The 14,740-nt window shown below is 68.0% G+C and carries 16 protein-coding genes; 9 read left to right on the top strand and 7 right to left on the bottom strand.

Annotation, left to right across the window (positions count from 1 at the left end; genetic code table 11):
• Positions 1-3: 3 nt before the first annotated feature.
• The 3 genes from FK531_RS02245 to FK531_RS02235 all read left to right on the top strand — a co-directional run bounded on the left by FK531_RS02245 (position 4) and on the right by FK531_RS02235 (position 2,652).
• Positions 4-1,245 carry a Mur ligase family protein gene (locus tag FK531_RS02245; RefSeq protein ID WP_142095333.1) on the top strand — a complete coding sequence of 414 codons (1,242 nt, stop codon included), beginning with the start codon at positions 4-6 and terminating at the stop codon, positions 1,243-1,245.
• The gene (locus FK531_RS02240) at positions 1,238-1,954 is read left to right on the top strand and encodes a type 1 glutamine amidotransferase (protein ID WP_142094991.1); all 717 of its coding nucleotides are present in this window, start codon (positions 1,238-1,240) and stop codon (positions 1,952-1,954) included. Before FK531_RS02245 ends, FK531_RS02240 begins: the two co-directional genes overlap by 8 nt.
• Before the next feature lie 71 nt (positions 1,955-2,025).
• Positions 2,026-2,652, top strand: a complete 627-nt coding sequence (locus FK531_RS02235; protein WP_142094990.1) for a maleylpyruvate isomerase family mycothiol-dependent enzyme — start codon at positions 2,026-2,028, stop codon at positions 2,650-2,652.
• Between the two features lie 319 nt (positions 2,653-2,971).
• Here FK531_RS02235 and FK531_RS02230 read toward each other — a convergent pair whose 3' ends face one another.
• The 3 genes from FK531_RS02230 to FK531_RS02220 all read right to left on the bottom strand — a co-directional run bounded on the left by FK531_RS02230 (position 2,972) and on the right by FK531_RS02220 (position 7,379).
• Positions 2,972-4,432, bottom strand: a complete 1,461-nt coding sequence (locus FK531_RS02230) for a lipase family protein (RefSeq protein ID WP_246097773.1) — start codon at positions 4,430-4,432, stop codon at positions 2,972-2,974.
• Positions 4,433-4,545: 113 nt separating this feature from the next.
• A complete protein-coding gene (locus FK531_RS02225; protein ID WP_142094989.1) occupies positions 4,546-5,913 on the bottom strand; it encodes a lipase family protein in 1,368 nt (455 codons plus the stop codon).
• A gap of 86 nt (positions 5,914-5,999) precedes the next feature.
• Positions 6,000-7,379 (bottom strand): NAD(P)/FAD-dependent oxidoreductase, encoded by a 1,380-nt coding sequence (locus tag FK531_RS02220; RefSeq protein WP_246097834.1) that lies wholly within the window; start codon positions 7,377-7,379, stop codon positions 6,000-6,002.
• A gap of 142 nt (positions 7,380-7,521) precedes the next feature.
• Here FK531_RS02220 and FK531_RS02215 point away from each other — a divergent pair, with 142 nt between their 5' ends.
• The 5 genes from FK531_RS02215 to FK531_RS02195 all read left to right on the top strand — a co-directional run bounded on the left by FK531_RS02215 (position 7,522) and on the right by FK531_RS02195 (position 11,317).
• Positions 7,522-8,436: a LysR family transcriptional regulator gene (locus FK531_RS02215; protein ID WP_142094987.1), complete on the top strand. Its 915-nt coding sequence runs from the start codon at positions 7,522-7,524 to the stop codon at positions 8,434-8,436.
• Between the two features lie 26 nt (positions 8,437-8,462).
• Positions 8,463-8,885 (top strand): MmcQ/YjbR family DNA-binding protein, encoded by a 423-nt coding sequence (locus tag FK531_RS02210; protein WP_142094986.1) that lies wholly within the window; start codon positions 8,463-8,465, stop codon positions 8,883-8,885.
• A 286-nt stretch (positions 8,886-9,171) separates the two neighbouring features.
• Positions 9,172-9,594: a hypothetical protein gene (locus FK531_RS02205; RefSeq protein WP_142094985.1), complete on the top strand. Its 423-nt coding sequence runs from the start codon at positions 9,172-9,174 to the stop codon at positions 9,592-9,594.
• Positions 9,595-10,001: 407 nt separating this feature from the next.
• On the top strand, positions 10,002-10,418 hold the full coding sequence (locus tag FK531_RS02200) for a hypothetical protein (RefSeq protein WP_142094984.1): 417 nt from the start codon (positions 10,002-10,004) through the stop codon (positions 10,416-10,418).
• Between the two features lie 497 nt (positions 10,419-10,915).
• On the top strand, positions 10,916-11,317 hold the full coding sequence (locus FK531_RS02195; RefSeq protein ID WP_142094983.1) for an Rv0361 family membrane protein: 402 nt from the start codon (positions 10,916-10,918) through the stop codon (positions 11,315-11,317).
• 50 nt (positions 11,318-11,367) lie between these two features.
• Here the strand turns inward: FK531_RS02195 and recR are convergent, their stop codons facing one another.
• Positions 11,368-11,976 carry a recombination mediator RecR gene (recR, locus tag FK531_RS02190; protein ID WP_142094982.1) on the bottom strand — a complete coding sequence of 203 codons (609 nt, stop codon included), beginning with the start codon at positions 11,974-11,976 and terminating at the stop codon, positions 11,368-11,370.
• A gap of 9 nt (positions 11,977-11,985) precedes the next feature.
• Positions 11,986-12,294 (bottom strand): YbaB/EbfC family nucleoid-associated protein, encoded by a 309-nt coding sequence (locus FK531_RS02185; protein WP_220126917.1) that lies wholly within the window; start codon positions 12,292-12,294, stop codon positions 11,986-11,988.
• Positions 12,295-12,392: 98 nt separating this feature from the next.
• Here FK531_RS02185 and FK531_RS02180 point away from each other — a divergent pair, with 98 nt between their 5' ends.
• Entirely contained in the window at positions 12,393-13,181 is a 789-nt protein-coding gene (locus FK531_RS02180; protein WP_142095331.1) for an Rv3717 family N-acetylmuramoyl-L-alanine amidase, read from the top strand.
• Positions 13,182-13,188: 7 nt separating this feature from the next.
• On the opposite strand, the gene FK531_RS02175 is transcribed toward FK531_RS02180, so the two are convergent.
• Positions 13,189-14,157, bottom strand: coding sequence for an IS481 family transposase (locus FK531_RS02175; RefSeq protein WP_142094980.1), 969 nt, complete (start codon positions 14,155-14,157; stop codon positions 13,189-13,191).
• A 105-nt stretch (positions 14,158-14,262) separates the two neighbouring features.
• Entirely contained in the window at positions 14,263-14,697 is a 435-nt protein-coding gene (locus FK531_RS02170; RefSeq protein WP_142094979.1) for an SRPBCC family protein, read from the bottom strand.
• Positions 14,698-14,740 lie beyond the last annotated feature (43 nt).

Here is a 14,740-nt window from a genome sequence, read left to right as displayed (position 1 = left end):
GCGCTGCGCGTCGCCGCGCTGGCCGCCTGGGCCTCGCAGAAGGCCGGCCGCGGCAAGGGCTCGATGATCGGCGGCCTGATCGCGCTCAAGATCGACCCGACTCTCATGGCCCAACTGGGGCGCGGCAAGCGAACAGTGGTCATCACCGGAACCAACGGCAAGTCCACGACCACCCGGATGACCGCCGCCGCACTGGCCACCGTCGGCGACGTGGCCACCCAGGCCGACGGCGCGAACATGGACGCAGGCATCGTCGCGGCGCTGAGCTCCCATGTCGACGCCCCGCTCGCCGCCATCGAGGTCGACGAGCTGCACGTGCCACACGTCTCCGACGCCCTCGACCCCCAGGCGGTCGTGCTGCTGAACCTCAGCCGCGACCAGCTCGACCGGGTCGGCGAGATCAACATGATCGAACGCAAGCTGCGGGCGGGCCTCGCCCGGCATCCCGACGCGGTGGTGATCGCCAACTGCGACGACGTGCTGGTCGCCTCCGCCGCGTACGACGCCCCGAACGTGGTGTGGGTCGCGGCGGGCGGCGGCTGGGCGGGCGACTCGGTGAGCTGCCCGCGCAGCGGCGAGCCGATCGTCTGGGAGGAGCGGACGGGCGACGCGACGGGCATCGCCTACAACCACTGGCGCAGCACCGGCACCGACTTCGAGAGGCCCACCCCCGACTGGTGGCTCGATGACGAAAATCTGTACGGCCCTGACGGATTGAAGATCCCGATGACGCTGACGCTGCCGGGCAAGGCGAACCGGGGCAACGCCGCGCAGGCCGTGGCCGCGGCGGTCACGCAGGGTGCGATGCCGGCGGACGCCGTCGCAGCGGCTGCCGCGGTCCGCGAGATCGCCGGCCGCTACGCCGCCGTCCAGGTGGGTTCGCACTCGCTGCGCATGCTGCTGGCCAAGAATCCGGCCGGCTGGCAGGAGGCCCTCTCGATGATCGACCCGACCGTCGACGGACTGGTGATCGCCGTCAACGGTCAGGTGCCCGACGGCGAGGACCTGTCCTGGCTGTGGGACGTGCGGTTCGAGCACTTCGAGGGCGTCAAGGTGGTGGCCTCGGGCGAGCGTGCCACCGACCTCGCGGTCCGGCTGACCTATGCGGGTGTCGAGCACACGCTCGAGCCGGATCCGTTGCGGGCCATCGCGTCCTGCCCGCCCGGGCGGGTCGAGGTGCTGGCCAACTACACCGCGTTCCGTGACCTGAACACCGCCATCGCGAAGGAGAACCGGGATGCCTGAGTCCACCGTGCGGATCGGCCTGGTGCTGCCCGACGTGATGGGCACCTACGGCGACAGTGGCAACGCCCTGATCCTGCGCCAGCGGCTGCGGATGCGGGGCATCGACGCGGAGATCGTCGAGATCACCCTGGCCGACCCGGTTCCCGACTCGCTGGACGTGTACACCCTTGGTGGAGCAGAGGATTCCGCCCAGCGCCTCGCGACCCGTCACCTGATCCGCTACCCAGGACTGCAGAAGGCCGCCGAGCGGGGCGCGCCCGTGCTCGCGATCTGCGCGGCCATCCAGGTGCTCGGGCACTGGTACGAGACGTCGGCCGGCGAACGGGTCGAGGGGGTCTCACTCCTCGACGTGACCACCTCCCCGCAGGCGACGCGCTCGATCGGCGAGGTGATCACCCGACCACTGATCGACGGCCTCACCCAGCCGCTGACCGGGTTCGAGAACCACCGCGGCGGCACCGCGCTCGGGCCCGACGCGACCGCGCTCGGCGCCGTCACCCACGGCGTCGGCAACGGGGTGGGCGACGGACGTGAGGGCGTGGTGCAGGGCTCGGTGATCAGCACCTACATGCACGGCCCGGCGCTGGCGCGGAACCCGGAACTCGCGGACCTGCTGCTGGCCCGCGCACTGGGAGTGACGGCGCTCGAGCCGCTGCACCTCGACGAGGTGGACCGGTTGCGGCGCGAACGGCTCGCGGTCGGGCGCTGACGCTCGGATACCCGTTCCCCCGAGCCCGGATCGGTGTAGCTTCCGAAGTACACCCGACTCCGGGAGGACATATGTCAGCACCGAGTCCGTGGCCGGTCATCCACGCCGAACGGGCGGCCCTCGCCGACGATCTCGCCTCGCTCACCGACGACCAGTGGTCCAGCCCGTCGCTGTGCCCGGGATGGTCGGTGTGGGAGACGCTCGGTCACATGACGGCGACGGCGAAGATGACGCCACCGAAGTTCTTCCTGAAGATGCTCGGGACCGGATTCCGCTTCGAGTCGTTCGCCGCGAAGAACATCGCCGCCGAGACCAGCCGCACCCCCGCCGACACCCTCGCGGAGTTCCGCCGGGTGGCCACGTCCACCTCCGCGCCGCCCGGACCGGTCGACTCCTGGCTCGGGGAGACCATCGTGCACGCGGAGGACATCCGCAGGCCGCTCGGCATCGCGCACACGTACCCGCAGGACGCCGTGGTGCGGGTGGCGGACTTCTACAAGGGATCGAATCTGCTGATCGGCGCCAAGTCCCGGATCGAGGGGCTGACGCTGCGCGCCACCGACACCGCCTGGACGATCGGATCCGGCCCCGAGGTCAGCGGGCCGATCCTCGCGCTGCTGCTGGCGATGACGGGTCGATCCGCAGCGCTGGACGAGTTGTCGGGCGAGGGCCTCGCGACCCTGCGCGAGCGGGGCTGACCGGGAATTCGACACCGGCGGCTCGACACGGGCAAAGACTCCCCAGACAGGGGTTCGGCCGGGGATGTAGCGATTAATCGCATCCTCGGCCGGATCTCTGCTTCTCAAGTTGTTCAGACCGTTACCGATCCGCTTTCCTTGATCCGCACCACTCACGGTACGCCCGGGTTGCCACGGTTCGCAATAGTCCTGACCAGCAAAGTCAGCAGAATTTCGGGGCACATCGGGCGCCTCCGGTACCCACCCCGCGCGGAGCCGGGGCGGGTACCGGAGCAAGCCGCCTGAAGGGGGAGTCCTCGGCCGGGCGGACGACGGTAGCTCAGCACTCGTTCGGCGCCGGTTCCCCGCGCAGACGCGCGTCGACCCAGTCGAAGGCGCCCGACTTGCCGGTGATCTCGGCGACGAAGTGCTCTCCGGGAACCTGGCGGTACACCGCGCGCACCCCGTGCCCGCACTGCTCCTCGTACAGGTTGCGCCCACCGAGCGCGGGGATCCAGAACTCCTGGCCCCCGGCGTAGATGTACAGCGGGGTCCCGGATGTCAGGTCGGCCATCTTCAACTTCTGGTAGAGCTCGTGTGCGACAGGGGAATCCAGCGCCTGTTTGACGTTGGCCAACGCCTCGGCCGGAATGCCCGGGATACCGGCGAGACTGAGGACGCTGGAGCATTGATCCTTGAGCTTGGAGACACCCAGTCTCTGCGCGAGGTGGTTCGCGAGGGGGAGAATCTCGGCACGCTCGCGGGAGATCCCGAACAGCGCGGCCAGGAACAACCCACCGGCCAGGTTGCCGTCCATGGTGCGGGTGAGCATCTCGAAGTCGGCGGGTACGCCGCCCAGCGCGGCACCGACGATGTCGCCGGCGAGTTCGGGGGCGTAGCTGTTCATCAGCTTGAACGCGCCGTGGGTGGCGATCGACCCGCCCGAATAGCCCATCATCGCGAGCTTGCTGGTCCCGAATTCCGCGGGATACAGGTTCCGCATGCCACGGATCGTGTCCAGGATCGCGTGCCCGGCAACGAACGGTTCCCCGTATGCCATCCGGGGACCCTCGTGATCGGGTACCAGCACCGCGTAGCCGCGCTCCTCGGCCATCGAGGTGACGGGGCGGAGGAGTTCGATCGGGTTCGTCGACGGCGTCAGGCCGTACGCGAGGGTGTAGGACGGGGTGCAGGCCCGCCCGAGTCCGTTGATCGGGACGTTGTTGACCAGGACCGGTCGCGGCCCCGGGCCCGGCCACGGCGTCGCCGGCACGACCAGGCTCGCCGTCGCGAACGCCGGTGCGCCGACCGCGTCGGTAGTCCTCACCTTGAACTGGCGGACCTCACGCATCGGCGCACGAAGGAGCTGGCGGGCGGTCGCCGTCACGTCTCGAGCCTCGATGACCTGGCCGTTCGCCATACCGGGCAGCTCCGGCGGGTACTCGTCGAAGAACGGCTCCCCCAACGGGGCCGGCAACATCGCGGCCCGCAGCGCATCCATGTCCGGGTTGCCCGACGGTGGCGGCACCACCCCGTCGACCACTGCCGGAATCCAGGACCCCAACGGGGATCCGGCGAAGGAGCCGGTCCCCAGCGAACCGGTGATCAGCGTGGTCCCGTTGAGCGGCGTGCCGTCCGAGGCGGTGCCGTCGGTCAACGACCCCGTGCCGACCGACCCCTCCCCACCGGCGCTACCGGTGGACTGCGCCGCGGCCGTCGAGACACCACCGCCGATCGCGACCGTCACCGTGAGTGCGGCGACACACATTCGAACCCAGAAACCCCCGTGCTGGATTGGCATGGGCGGGACGCTAGCACCGGCGGACCGATACCGCCCGGTGCACAACGGGCACGTATTACGTGTCGACACTTAGGAATTCGAACTTACGAGCGTCGGCAGTCTTCCCGATCCGGTCAGCACTCGTCGGGCGCAGGGAGTCCGCGGAGCCGTTGGTCGAGCCACTCCACCGACCCCGGGAATCCGGTCACTGCTGCGACACCGTGCTCGCCGAGCACCTCGCGGTACACCGCCCGGACGCCGAGACCGCACTGCTCGGCGAACAGGTTACGGGCGCCCTGCGCCGGGATCCAGAACTCCTGGGCGCCGTTGTAGATGTAGAGCGGAGTTCCCGACTTGACGCCGGCCATCGCCGTGGTCCGGTAAATATCTTGTGCAACAGCAGAATCCAATGGATGCGGAACGGCCGACATCGCCTCGATCGGCATGAAGGTGGCGCCGGCCGCGGCGAGGGTGTAGTCACAGTGGTCACGCAGCGGGGACATCGCCACCCGCAGAGCCAGATTGTTGGCGAGGTCGAGGATCTGCGGCCGCTCCCGCGCAATCCCGAAAACCGCACCGTGGAACAGTCCGGTCGCCAAGTTCCCGTTCATGCTCCGCGTGAGCATCTCGAAATCGGCCGGGACGCCGCCGAGTGCCGCTCCGGCGATGTGGTCGGCGAGTTCCGGTGCGTACGAGTCGATCAGCTTCACGGCACCATGGGTGGCGATCGCACCGCCGGAGTAGCCGACCATCGCGATGCGGCTGTCCCCGAATTCGTCGGGAAGCGAGCGACGCATTCCGCGGATCGAGTCCAGTACCGCGTGCCCGGCGACGAACGGCTCGGCGTACGCCATCCTCGGCCCCTCGTGGTCGGGGATCAGCACCGCATAACCATGCTGCGCGGCCAGCGCCGTGGTCGGCGGCACGAAGTCGGTGACGTTGGCTGACGGTGTCAAACCGTGCGAGAGAAGGAAACTCGGCGTGCAGGCGCGACCGAGCCCGTCGATCGGCACATTGTTGACCAGCACCGGGCGCGGGCCGGGTCCCGCCCATGCCGCCGCCGGCACGATCAGCGTGGCTGTCGCGAACGAGGGGTTTCCGGTCGCGTCCGTGGTCCGCACCTTCAGCTGTCGCACCTCCCGGACCGGCGCCCCTACGAACGGTGCAGCGACGCCTGTGACATCCCGGGACTCCAGGACGTCCCCGTTGGCGCTGTCCCCCAACGCGTTCGGCCACCGGTCGAAGAACGGGTCGCCCACGTCGGACGGCATGATCGCGGCTTGCAGGTCGGACGGAGACCCGACCGGTGGCGGCACCACCGAGTCCACGACGGCGGGAAGGTTGTCGGCAGAGCCGGACTCGGCGGCCGAGGCGGTACCGTCCGACTGCGCAGCGGCAGTGCCCACCGCCCCGACCACGCCCATTCCGACCACGCCTGGACCGACCACGAGGCCGAGTGCGAGGCACAACCGAACACACGACCTCCGGTACTGGATCGCCATGGCTCCGACGCTAACAGCGAAGACCGTGGCCGCCCGGGAGGGCGACCACGGTCTCTTCTGTGTTTGCGTTCCGGATGCCTTGCGGGTCAGGCGACGGCGACCTTCTCCTTCGGCCCGGCGGGCACGCTCGCGATCACCTCGGTCTCGATGGCCTCCGGAGCGGAGTCCGGGACCTCCTCGACGGCAAGGGTTTCGAGGACCTTCTGCGGCTCCTGCGCGTAGTAGAAGTGCGGGCGACGGTGACCGAGGAACGATCCGAACCACGACATCACCGCGACGTAGCGGTTGCGGAAACCGACCAGGTAGACCATGTGCACGGCCAGCCACAGCACCCACGCGACGAAGCCGGTGAGCTCGATGCTCTTGACCTTCGTCACCGCGCGGAAGCGATTGATGATCGCCATGCTGCCCTTGTCCTTGAACTGGAACGGAGTGCCGCGCTTTGTCTTGCCGATGATGGTCTTGGCGACGTGCCGTCCACCCTGCATCGCCACCGGCGACTGCCCGGGCAGCTTGTTCAGCGAGGTCATGTCTCCGACCGCGAAGATGTCGGCCCGACCGCCCACGGTGAGGTCCGGGTTGACCAGCAGGCGTCCGGCCCGGTCGGTCTCGCAGCCGGTGCGCTCGGCGAGCACCCCGGCGAAGTCGTTGGCCTGCACGCCCGCCGACCAGACGACGGTCTCGGCCGTGCGCCGCTCGCCGGAATCACTGCCGTGCGCCTTGAAGGTCGCGCCGTGGTCGTCGATGTCGGTGACGAGCGTGTTCAGCACCACCTCGACCCCCGACTTCTCGAGCGAGGCCTTCGTGTACTCGCTGAGCTTGCCGCCGTAGGCCGGCATCGCGACGCCGGCACCCTCGACCAGGGTGACGGTGACATCATCCGCGGTGACGCCGCGGATCGCCTGTTCGAAGTAGCGGCCCGCGAGCTCCTTGATCTGCCCGGCCAGCTCGACGCCGGTCGCGCCGGCACCGATCACGATGAAGCTGAGCAGATTCTTGCGCCGCTCGAGGTCGGTGGTGGTGTGCGCCTCCTCGAAGCAGCGCACGATCTGCGCCCGCAGCCGCTCCGCGTCGTCGACTGTCTTGAGCGCGTAGGTCACCTTGGCGAACTCGTCACGGCCGAAGTACGACTGCCGCGCGCCGGTGGCGGCGATCAGCGACTTGTAGCCGAGGTCGTGACGCTGACCGGCCGCCTCGTAGACCAGCACCTGCTCGTCGGGTCGCACGTCCACCACGCGGCCGAGCCGGACGTCGGCGTTGGGGTACTTGGCGAGGATCGCGCGCACCGACGGGGCGATCTCGCCCGCCGCCAGGACGCCGGTCGCCACCTGGTAGAGGAGCGGCTGGAAGAGGTGTTCGGTGGTCTCGGAGATGAGCACGAAGGGCGTGCCCGCCTTGGCCAGCTTCTTCGCTGCCGCCAGGGCACCGAAGCCCGAGCCGACGATAACCACCTCGGTGCGGTCCAGTACTGCCTCGCCCACAACGACCTCCTGCTCGATCTCAATCAGATGTATGAGAGCAACGCTAAGGATCCGGGGCGTGTTTGCGCCAGTCAGCTGGGATATTCGGAAAACAGTTATCTGGATTGCTCATAAGTAGTATGTGGATATGGACTTCCGTCAGCTGCGGTACTTCCTGGCCGTGAGCGAGGAACTGAGCTTCAGCCGCGCCGCGCAGAAGTGCTTCATCTCGCAGTCGGCGATCAGCCATCAGGTGACCCGGCTCGAACAGGAACTCGGAGCCTCGCTGTTCGAGCGGTCGACGCGAGTGGTCCGCCTGACCAATGCGGGTGCCCGGCTGGTGCCGATCGCACAGGAGGTACTCAGCCTCGAGACACAGGCGTACGCGGTGGCCAAGGAGCCGCGCAACCGGATCCGGATCAGCGCGAACATGAGCTTCGCCCCGCATGCCCTGGACGCGGTGGCCCGGGTCCGCGAGTTGCATCCCGACCTCGACATCGAGTTCGTGATCAAGAGCTTCACCGAGCGCATCGACGCGGTGACCTCCGGCGACGCCGACATCGCATTGATCCGAGGGGCGGTGGACCGGCCGGGACTCGAGACGGTCGACCTCGGCGTCGAGGACCTGCTGATCGTGACCTCGAGCCAGCACCCGCTGTCGGCGTTCTCGACCGTCGAACTCGGCGAACTCGCCCCCTACCCGCTGCTGCTGCCGCCGCGGCACAGTCAGGTCCTGATCCACTCCGTGGTCGAGGACGCGTTCGTCGAGGTCGGACGGCGGGTACAACTCGGACCGCCGATCGCCAGGGACCACACCGCCACCCTCGACGTGATCAACCATCCGCGGGCGTGGACCGTCCTCTACGCCAGCACCGTCACCGGCGTCCCCCGCGCCGGCCTGCGGATCATGCGCGAGGCGCGCGGCAGACTGCGCGTCCCGGTATGCGGCGTGGTGCGCAGCGGCGGCGCCGACTCACCCACGATGGCGCAACTGGTGGACTCACTGCGCCAGACGATGAATCTCGAGGCCGCGATCGGACCCGCGCCGGAGCAGTCCGGATAGTCGGCCACGGCGCTACTGTTCCCGGCATGCCGGGCAGACGACAGCGCGCGCGGGTCGAGGACGTTCACGAACTCGCCCTGGGTATGCCACACGTGACCGTCGTGCCCGGACCGCTCGGCAACCCGGTCTACCAGGTCGGGGGAAAGTCGTTCGTGTTCTTCCGCAATCCGCGGCCCGACGCGTTCGATCCCGAGACGGGTGACCGCTACGACGACGTCATCGTGCTGTGGGTCGGCTCCGAGTCCGACAAGCTGGCGCTGATTCAGGACGCGGCGTCGCCGTTCTTCACCACAGCGCATTTCGACGGCCACCTTTCGGTGTTGGTGCGCGCGAGCCGACTCGATGAGCTGACCCGAGAAGAACTGGCGGAAGTCGTCCAGGATGCGTGGCTTTCCCGCGCCTCGGAGCGCAGGTGCCGAACCTGGCTCGAGGAGCGGGCCGGCGAGTAGATCCAGCCGCTACCGCCCGCCGCGAGCCGGCAGACCCACGGTCGTGATCCCGGTGACGGGTCGCACGCCCACGGTCAATCTGCTGGTGTCGGTTCCTCATTGAGGAGACCGCCCACCGCGTCAAAGCTCCTCGGATACGGTCGCTCCGCGACCACCTGGCGGGATGAAGCAATACCCACCGAGGGGGTGTATTCGGGGCAACCGATTCGCGCGACTCTGGTTGAGCAATCACAGCCGCCGAACCCGGGGGCGTTGCACGAAGTATGACCCGAGAAAGGCAAGAACAATGTTTACTACCAAGAAGATTGGCATTTCGGCAGCACTGATCGCGGCGGGAACGGCCACGGCGGCGGTCGCACTGATCGCAGCGCCGATTGCCAGCGCGGATGTCGCCGTCAGTGGAACGGTCAAAGGGGCTGGAGTCGGAAAAGCCAACTGCGCCACACAACTTGACTTCGACCCCTTGTCCGGATACATAACCATCACGAATCAAACAAACGTTGTCAGTACCGCCGGCCTCAGCGCGGCGAATACGTTCCAGCTTCCCGCAGGGGGGCCAGCTGCGGTCACCAAGGCCGGCAAGGTCGTGAAAGTGACTACCGGTCCGAACCCACCTGTCGGATTCGGGATCGGCAGCATCACCGGCAGCTACACCGTCGTTGGTGGTGGCACCTGCACCGTCAACGCTCCCCTGGTCATCGAACCCTGATCAACGGTCGACGCCCCACAACGCGGCCTCAGGTTCTTCCGACCCTGAGGCCGTGCCGGGTGTCGGATCGGCACACACCCGCGCGTGTACTGGCCTTCGCGATGGCCGGGCGCGCACCCAGGTCATCAGTTGCCAACCTCGGTGGCTTTTTCCGTGCATACGGTCTGGGTCCTGAGCGGTCGCAAGTAGCGCACTACTCCATATCGCACACCCAGTGACCGGCACCCTGAGGGCGCCGCAACCAATTCATCGAATGATGTCATGCGCCACTCGGCCGACGGGCTTGTGGGATGAATCAATTCCAACTGAGGCGATTTATCAGGAGGCCGATAAACGCGACTCTGGTTGGGCAATCACAGCCACCGAACGCAGCTCATTGTGCATCAGAACCGAGAAAGGTACGAACCATGTTTACAACCAAGAAGATTGGCTTTTCGGCCGGACTGCTGGCAGCAGGCGTGGCGACGACATCTGCGGCACTGATCGCCGCCCCCATCGCCAACGCGAACGTGATGATCCCAGGCGAGATCTCGGGAGGCAACGGTTGCGCCACGAAGTTCGACACGACGCCTGGCGGAAAGATCACGATCACGAATCCCGGGCCAGTCGACCCCGCTACCCTCAACGGCATCACCGTGACGCCTCCCTTTCCACCAGGGTCGGCTCCTAGCCTCCCCATGGCAACCGGCGGCGTGATCACCGTGAACACAGGCACGCCCAACTTCAGCGTCGGCGTCGCCAGTATCGGCGGCACATACGACATCACCAATGGAGGTATTCACACCACCTGCACGATCGTCCCGAGTCTCGTCATCGAACAGTGATGCCGCATCCCGGTTCGTGACGGGCACCGAGGCGCTTCCCCATCGTCCGGACGGCCCCAAGCCAGCGAGGCACCGGTCAGTCCGGGGACGTCGCGCAGAACCCGGCCCCTGTAGGTCGACAGCAATGGCTTCGCCCGCGATGCCTGGCGCGTCAGTGTGATCACCTCTGAGACGTCTACCCTGCGTCCTGATGGCAGATGCGGCAGCACCTCCCGCTCCGCAACTGGTCCGAGCCGATGCCGCTCAGGGGGTCCAGCGCGGCGCCGAGTCGGTGGCAGTGCGAATGAACTACTGAACTACGAAATCGGCGGCACCATCAAGTATGGGAATCTGTACCGGCTCACGCAGGGAGGTCCGCGCGCGCCGTGAGGCCAAACTTCGCCTACTGACACGGGTGCGGCGCGGGCCGGCAGTCCCCCAACCGACAGACAGGACGTCGCCGGATGCCCTACCCTCCCGATGACCAATCGACTGAAATGGCGTGAAGCATGATGAAAATGGCGGCTGGACGTCAGCCGAAGACCTTTGCCCTGCTGACCCTGACGGCCTCCGTCGGGGCGGTGCTCGTGTCACTGACCGGCTGCTCGTCGAGCAGCGACCAGCCCACCGACCAGGACCAGATCCGCGACGTCACGAAGCAGGTGACCGAGGCCTACACGGCCAAGGACGTGGACCGGTGGGCTGCCGGGTTGTGCGCTCAGACCGCGGAAAAAGTCCGGGCGACGAAGCTCGAGGAGAACCAGCCCGGCATGAAGCTGGTCTCGATCGACTCGATCACGGTCGACGCCGACAAGGCGACCGCCATGGTGACCGTCGACAAGGGCGGTCAGAACGCCACCGAGAAGGTCGGCTACGTCCGCGAGAACGGCGACTGGAAGTTCTGCACCCAGGAGAAGTGACGCAGCGGTCCGCCCGGCCCGGCCGCCGATCGTCGGCCGGGCCGGGCCCGCTACATCGTTCGGCGGCCCGAGAGCGCGCGTCCGAGGGTCAACTCGTCCGCGAACTCGAGGTCGCCGCCCATCGGCAGCCCCGAGGCCAGCCGGGTCACCGTCAGGCCGGGGAAGTCACGCAGCATCCGCACCAGGTAGGTCGCGGTGGCCTCGCCCTCGGTGTTGGGGTCCGTCGCGATGATCACCTCGGAGACGTCCACCCCGTCGTCCTGATTGCCGATGCGCGCCAACAACTCCCGGATCCGCAGCTGGTCGGGCCCGATGCCGCTGAGCGGGTCCAGCGCACCACCGAGCACGTGGTAGCGACCCTTGAACTCGCGAGTGCGCTCGACGGCCTGCACGTCCTTGGGTTCCTCGACCACACAGATCATCGTGCGGTCGCGGCGCGAGTCCGAACAGATCCGGCACATCTCCTTGTCGGACACCGTCCCGCAGACGACGCAGAACTGCACGCCGTCGCGGACCCGCTGCAGCGCGTTCTGCAGCCGGTCGATGTCCGGCGGCTCCACGCTGAGCAGGTGGAAAGCGATCCGCTGGGCGCTCTTCGGCCCGATGCCGGGGAGCTTGCCGAGCTCGTCGATCAGATCCTGAACTGGACCTTCGTACACGTCTCGCCTCTAGAACGGGAGTCCGGGCAGGCCGCCGAGGCCACCCGCGAGCGGTCCGAGCTTGCCCGCCGCGACCTCCTGCGCCTTGGCCGACGCGTCCGCGATGGCGCCGATCACCAGGTCCTGCAGGGTCTCGACGTCGTCGGGATCGACGACCTTCGGGTCGATCGCCAGGGCGACCACCTCACCGGTGCCCTTGACGGTGGCCGTCACCAAGCCGCCTCCGGCCTGGCCGGTCACCTCGGCCTGGGCGATCTCCGCCTGCGCCGCCATCAGTTGCTGCTGCATCTGCTGGGCCTGCGCGAGAAGTTGCTGCATATCGGGTTGTCCACCAGGCTGCACGTCGATAGTCCTTTCTGCGTGTTGCCCCGTCAGCGTAGACGCATCGGGCTACGGTGGGCGTCGTGCGAGCGACGATGCGGCTGCGCCTGCTGCCTGTCGTGGCGGCCGCGTTGGTCTTGACCGGGTGCACCATCCCCACCGAAGGCGCCGCCGCGGCGGACCGCCCGGACACGTCCGCGCCCGCACCCCTGCTCTCGGCCGCACCGGTCGCGGAGGGCGGACTGCACGGCCGGACGATCTTCCTCGACCCGGGCCACAGCGGGTCGCACGACGCGGCGATCACCGCGCAGGTGCCCACCGGGCGCGGCGGCACCAAGGACTGCCAGACCACCGGCACCAACACCGACGACGGCTATCCCGAACACACCCTCGCCTGGCAGGTGGTCGGACTGATGCGCACCCAGCTCGAAAGCCTCGGTGCCCGTGTCGTTCTCAGCCGCACTGACGACACCTCCGTCGGCAGCTGCGTGGACGAGCGGGCCGCCGCGGCCAACGCCTCGGGCGCGGACGCGGTGGTCGCAGTGCACGCCGACGGTGCCGCACCGGACGAGCACGGCTTCCACGTCTGCTACTCGGCGCCGCCGCTCAATCCCGTCCAGACCGGGCCGTCGGTCGCGTTCGCCACCGCCATGCGCGACGCCATGACGGCCTCCGGATTCACGCCGTCGACCTATGTCGGCAACCGGGGCCTGAAGGGCCGCGACGACCTGGCCGGCCTGAACCTCGCGACCCGGCCGTCGGTGCTGGTGGAACTGGGCAACATGCGCAATCCCGACGAGGCCCGCGCGATGACCGGCGACGACGGCCGGGCGCGGTACGCCCGAGCAGTGGTCGCCGGCATCGTCGGTTTTCTCGGCGGCTGATACCGCCCTAGGTGTAGTTCCCAGGGACGTTGTGAACGCCAACGCGCTCGATGGGTGACTTCCCGCCGATCCCGGTGTGGGGTCGGTGGTGATTGTAGTGATGGATCCACTGTTGATAGGTCGCTGCACGGGCCGTTTCGGACGGGTACGTCTGCGCGTAGGCCCATTCGGCGGCCAGGGTGCGGTTGAATCGTTCAACCTTGCCGTTCGTCTGCGGCCGGTACGGGCGGGTCCGTTTGTGGACCACCGCCCTGAGTGCGATCGCGAAATCCTTTGATCGGTAGCAGGATCCGTTGTCGGTGAGAACCCGTGTGACGGTGATCTGGTGGGCGGCGAAGAAGGTGCTGGCACGGTTCCAGAACCCGGCGGCGGTCTCCTTGCGTTCGTCGCAGAGAATCTCGGAGTACGCCAGGCGGGAATGATCGTCGACGGCGTGGTGCAGGTAGGCGTAGCCCATCCCCGAGCGGTTCCGGCGGCCTGCCTGGCGGCCGAGTTTGCGGTGCCCGCCGCCGTCGGGGATACGGCCGAGTTTCTTGATGTCGACGTGGACCAGGTCGCCCGGCGCCTTGTGTTCGTAGCGTCGGGCGGGATCGCGTCGGATGGGCAGTCCGGTGGCCTGGTCGAGGTGGGCGAGTTTGGGCATCTTGTAGCGCCGCAGCACGGCCTCGACCGTCGATTTCGCCAGGTGCAGGTGGTAGGCGATCCGGTGCGGTCCCCACCGGCGGGTGAAGCGCAGCCCGATGATTCGTCGCTCGGTGCGGGTGGGGGTCTGGTGCGGGCACGAGTGCGGGCGTGACGAACGGTCGACCATGCCGGCTTCCTGCTCGACGCGGTATCTGTCGGCCCAGACTTTCGCCGTCGACGGTGAGCACTGGAATCGTTCGGCGGCGCGGCGGAAGGACCAGCCGTCGTCGACGACGAGCTGTGCGAGGGCCAAACGGCCACGGGGAGACAGGAAGGCGTTAGCGTGTGACACGAGGACCTCTCGGTGGTCGGGGTGTGTGTGGTAACCACACCGATACCGGAGGTCCTCGCCTACTTCGTCATGGCACGCCGTTCGCAACCTGCCTGGGAACTACACCTAGGCCAGTTCGCGGGCCAGGTTCGCCAGTACGGCCGCCTGGATCTTCTTGAGGCCCAACGGCGCAAAGGTCCGCTCGAAGAATCCGCCGATGCCGCCCGCGCCGTTCCACGCGGTGGTCGTGCTGACGGTGGAGCCGGCCCCGTTCGGGGTCACGGTCCAGGTGGTGACGAGGCTCGAGTTCGCGTCGGTCTCGGTGATCGTGTTGCCCCCGACGGTGACGGTCGCTTTGATGTTGCGCGAACGCTTTTCGGTGGCCTTGAGAGTCCACTGGGCGACGGTGCCCGCCCCCTGGCCGCCCTCGACCACCTTGTAGTCGAGGTACTGCTCGCTGAGGATGCGGGGCCGCACCGTCTCGTAGTCGGAGAGAGCCGCGAGCACCTTCTCCGGAGCCGCCGTGACCTCGACCGAGCTGCTCGCGCTGACCTGTCCCACCGTGAATCTCCTTCGCCATGCGGGCGGCGCTGCGCCGTCCCGA

Origin of the sequence: Rhodococcus spelaei, from assembly GCF_006704125.1 — a bacterium.
Lineage (GTDB): Bacteria > Actinomycetota > Actinomycetes > Mycobacteriales > Mycobacteriaceae > Rhodococcus_G > Rhodococcus_G spelaei.
This window is presented reverse-complemented; position numbering and strand designations above follow the sequence as displayed.

Excerpts from the sequence above, each read along its gene's own strand:
- FK531_RS02180 (WP_142095331.1), top strand. The coding sequence starts at position 12,393 with ATGCGGCTGCGCCTGCTGCCTGTCGTGGCGGCCGCGTTGGTCTTGACC.
- FK531_RS02240 (WP_142094991.1), top strand. The coding sequence starts at position 1,238 with ATGCCTGAGTCCACCGTGCGGATCGGCCTGGTGCTGCCCGACGTGATG.
- FK531_RS02205 (WP_142094985.1), top strand. The coding sequence starts at position 9,172 with ATGTTTACTACCAAGAAGATTGGCATTTCGGCAGCACTGATCGCGGCG.
- FK531_RS02210 (WP_142094986.1), top strand. The coding sequence starts at position 8,463 with ATGCCGGGCAGACGACAGCGCGCGCGGGTCGAGGACGTTCACGAACTC.
- FK531_RS02215 (WP_142094987.1), top strand. The coding sequence starts at position 7,522 with ATGGACTTCCGTCAGCTGCGGTACTTCCTGGCCGTGAGCGAGGAACTG.
- FK531_RS02225 (WP_142094989.1), bottom strand. The coding sequence starts at position 5,913 with ATGGCGATCCAGTACCGGAGGTCGTGTGTTCGGTTGTGCCTCGCACTC.
- FK531_RS02200 (WP_142094984.1), top strand. The coding sequence starts at position 10,002 with ATGTTTACAACCAAGAAGATTGGCTTTTCGGCCGGACTGCTGGCAGCA.
- FK531_RS02235 (WP_142094990.1), top strand. The coding sequence starts at position 2,026 with ATGTCAGCACCGAGTCCGTGGCCGGTCATCCACGCCGAACGGGCGGCC.
- FK531_RS02230 (WP_246097773.1), bottom strand. The coding sequence starts at position 4,432 with ATGCCAATCCAGCACGGGGGTTTCTGGGTTCGAATGTGTGTCGCCGCA.
- FK531_RS02185 (WP_220126917.1), bottom strand. The coding sequence starts at position 12,294 with ATGCAGCAACTTCTCGCGCAGGCCCAGCAGATGCAGCAGCAACTGATG.
- FK531_RS02195 (WP_142094983.1), top strand. The coding sequence starts at position 10,916 with ATGGCGGCTGGACGTCAGCCGAAGACCTTTGCCCTGCTGACCCTGACG.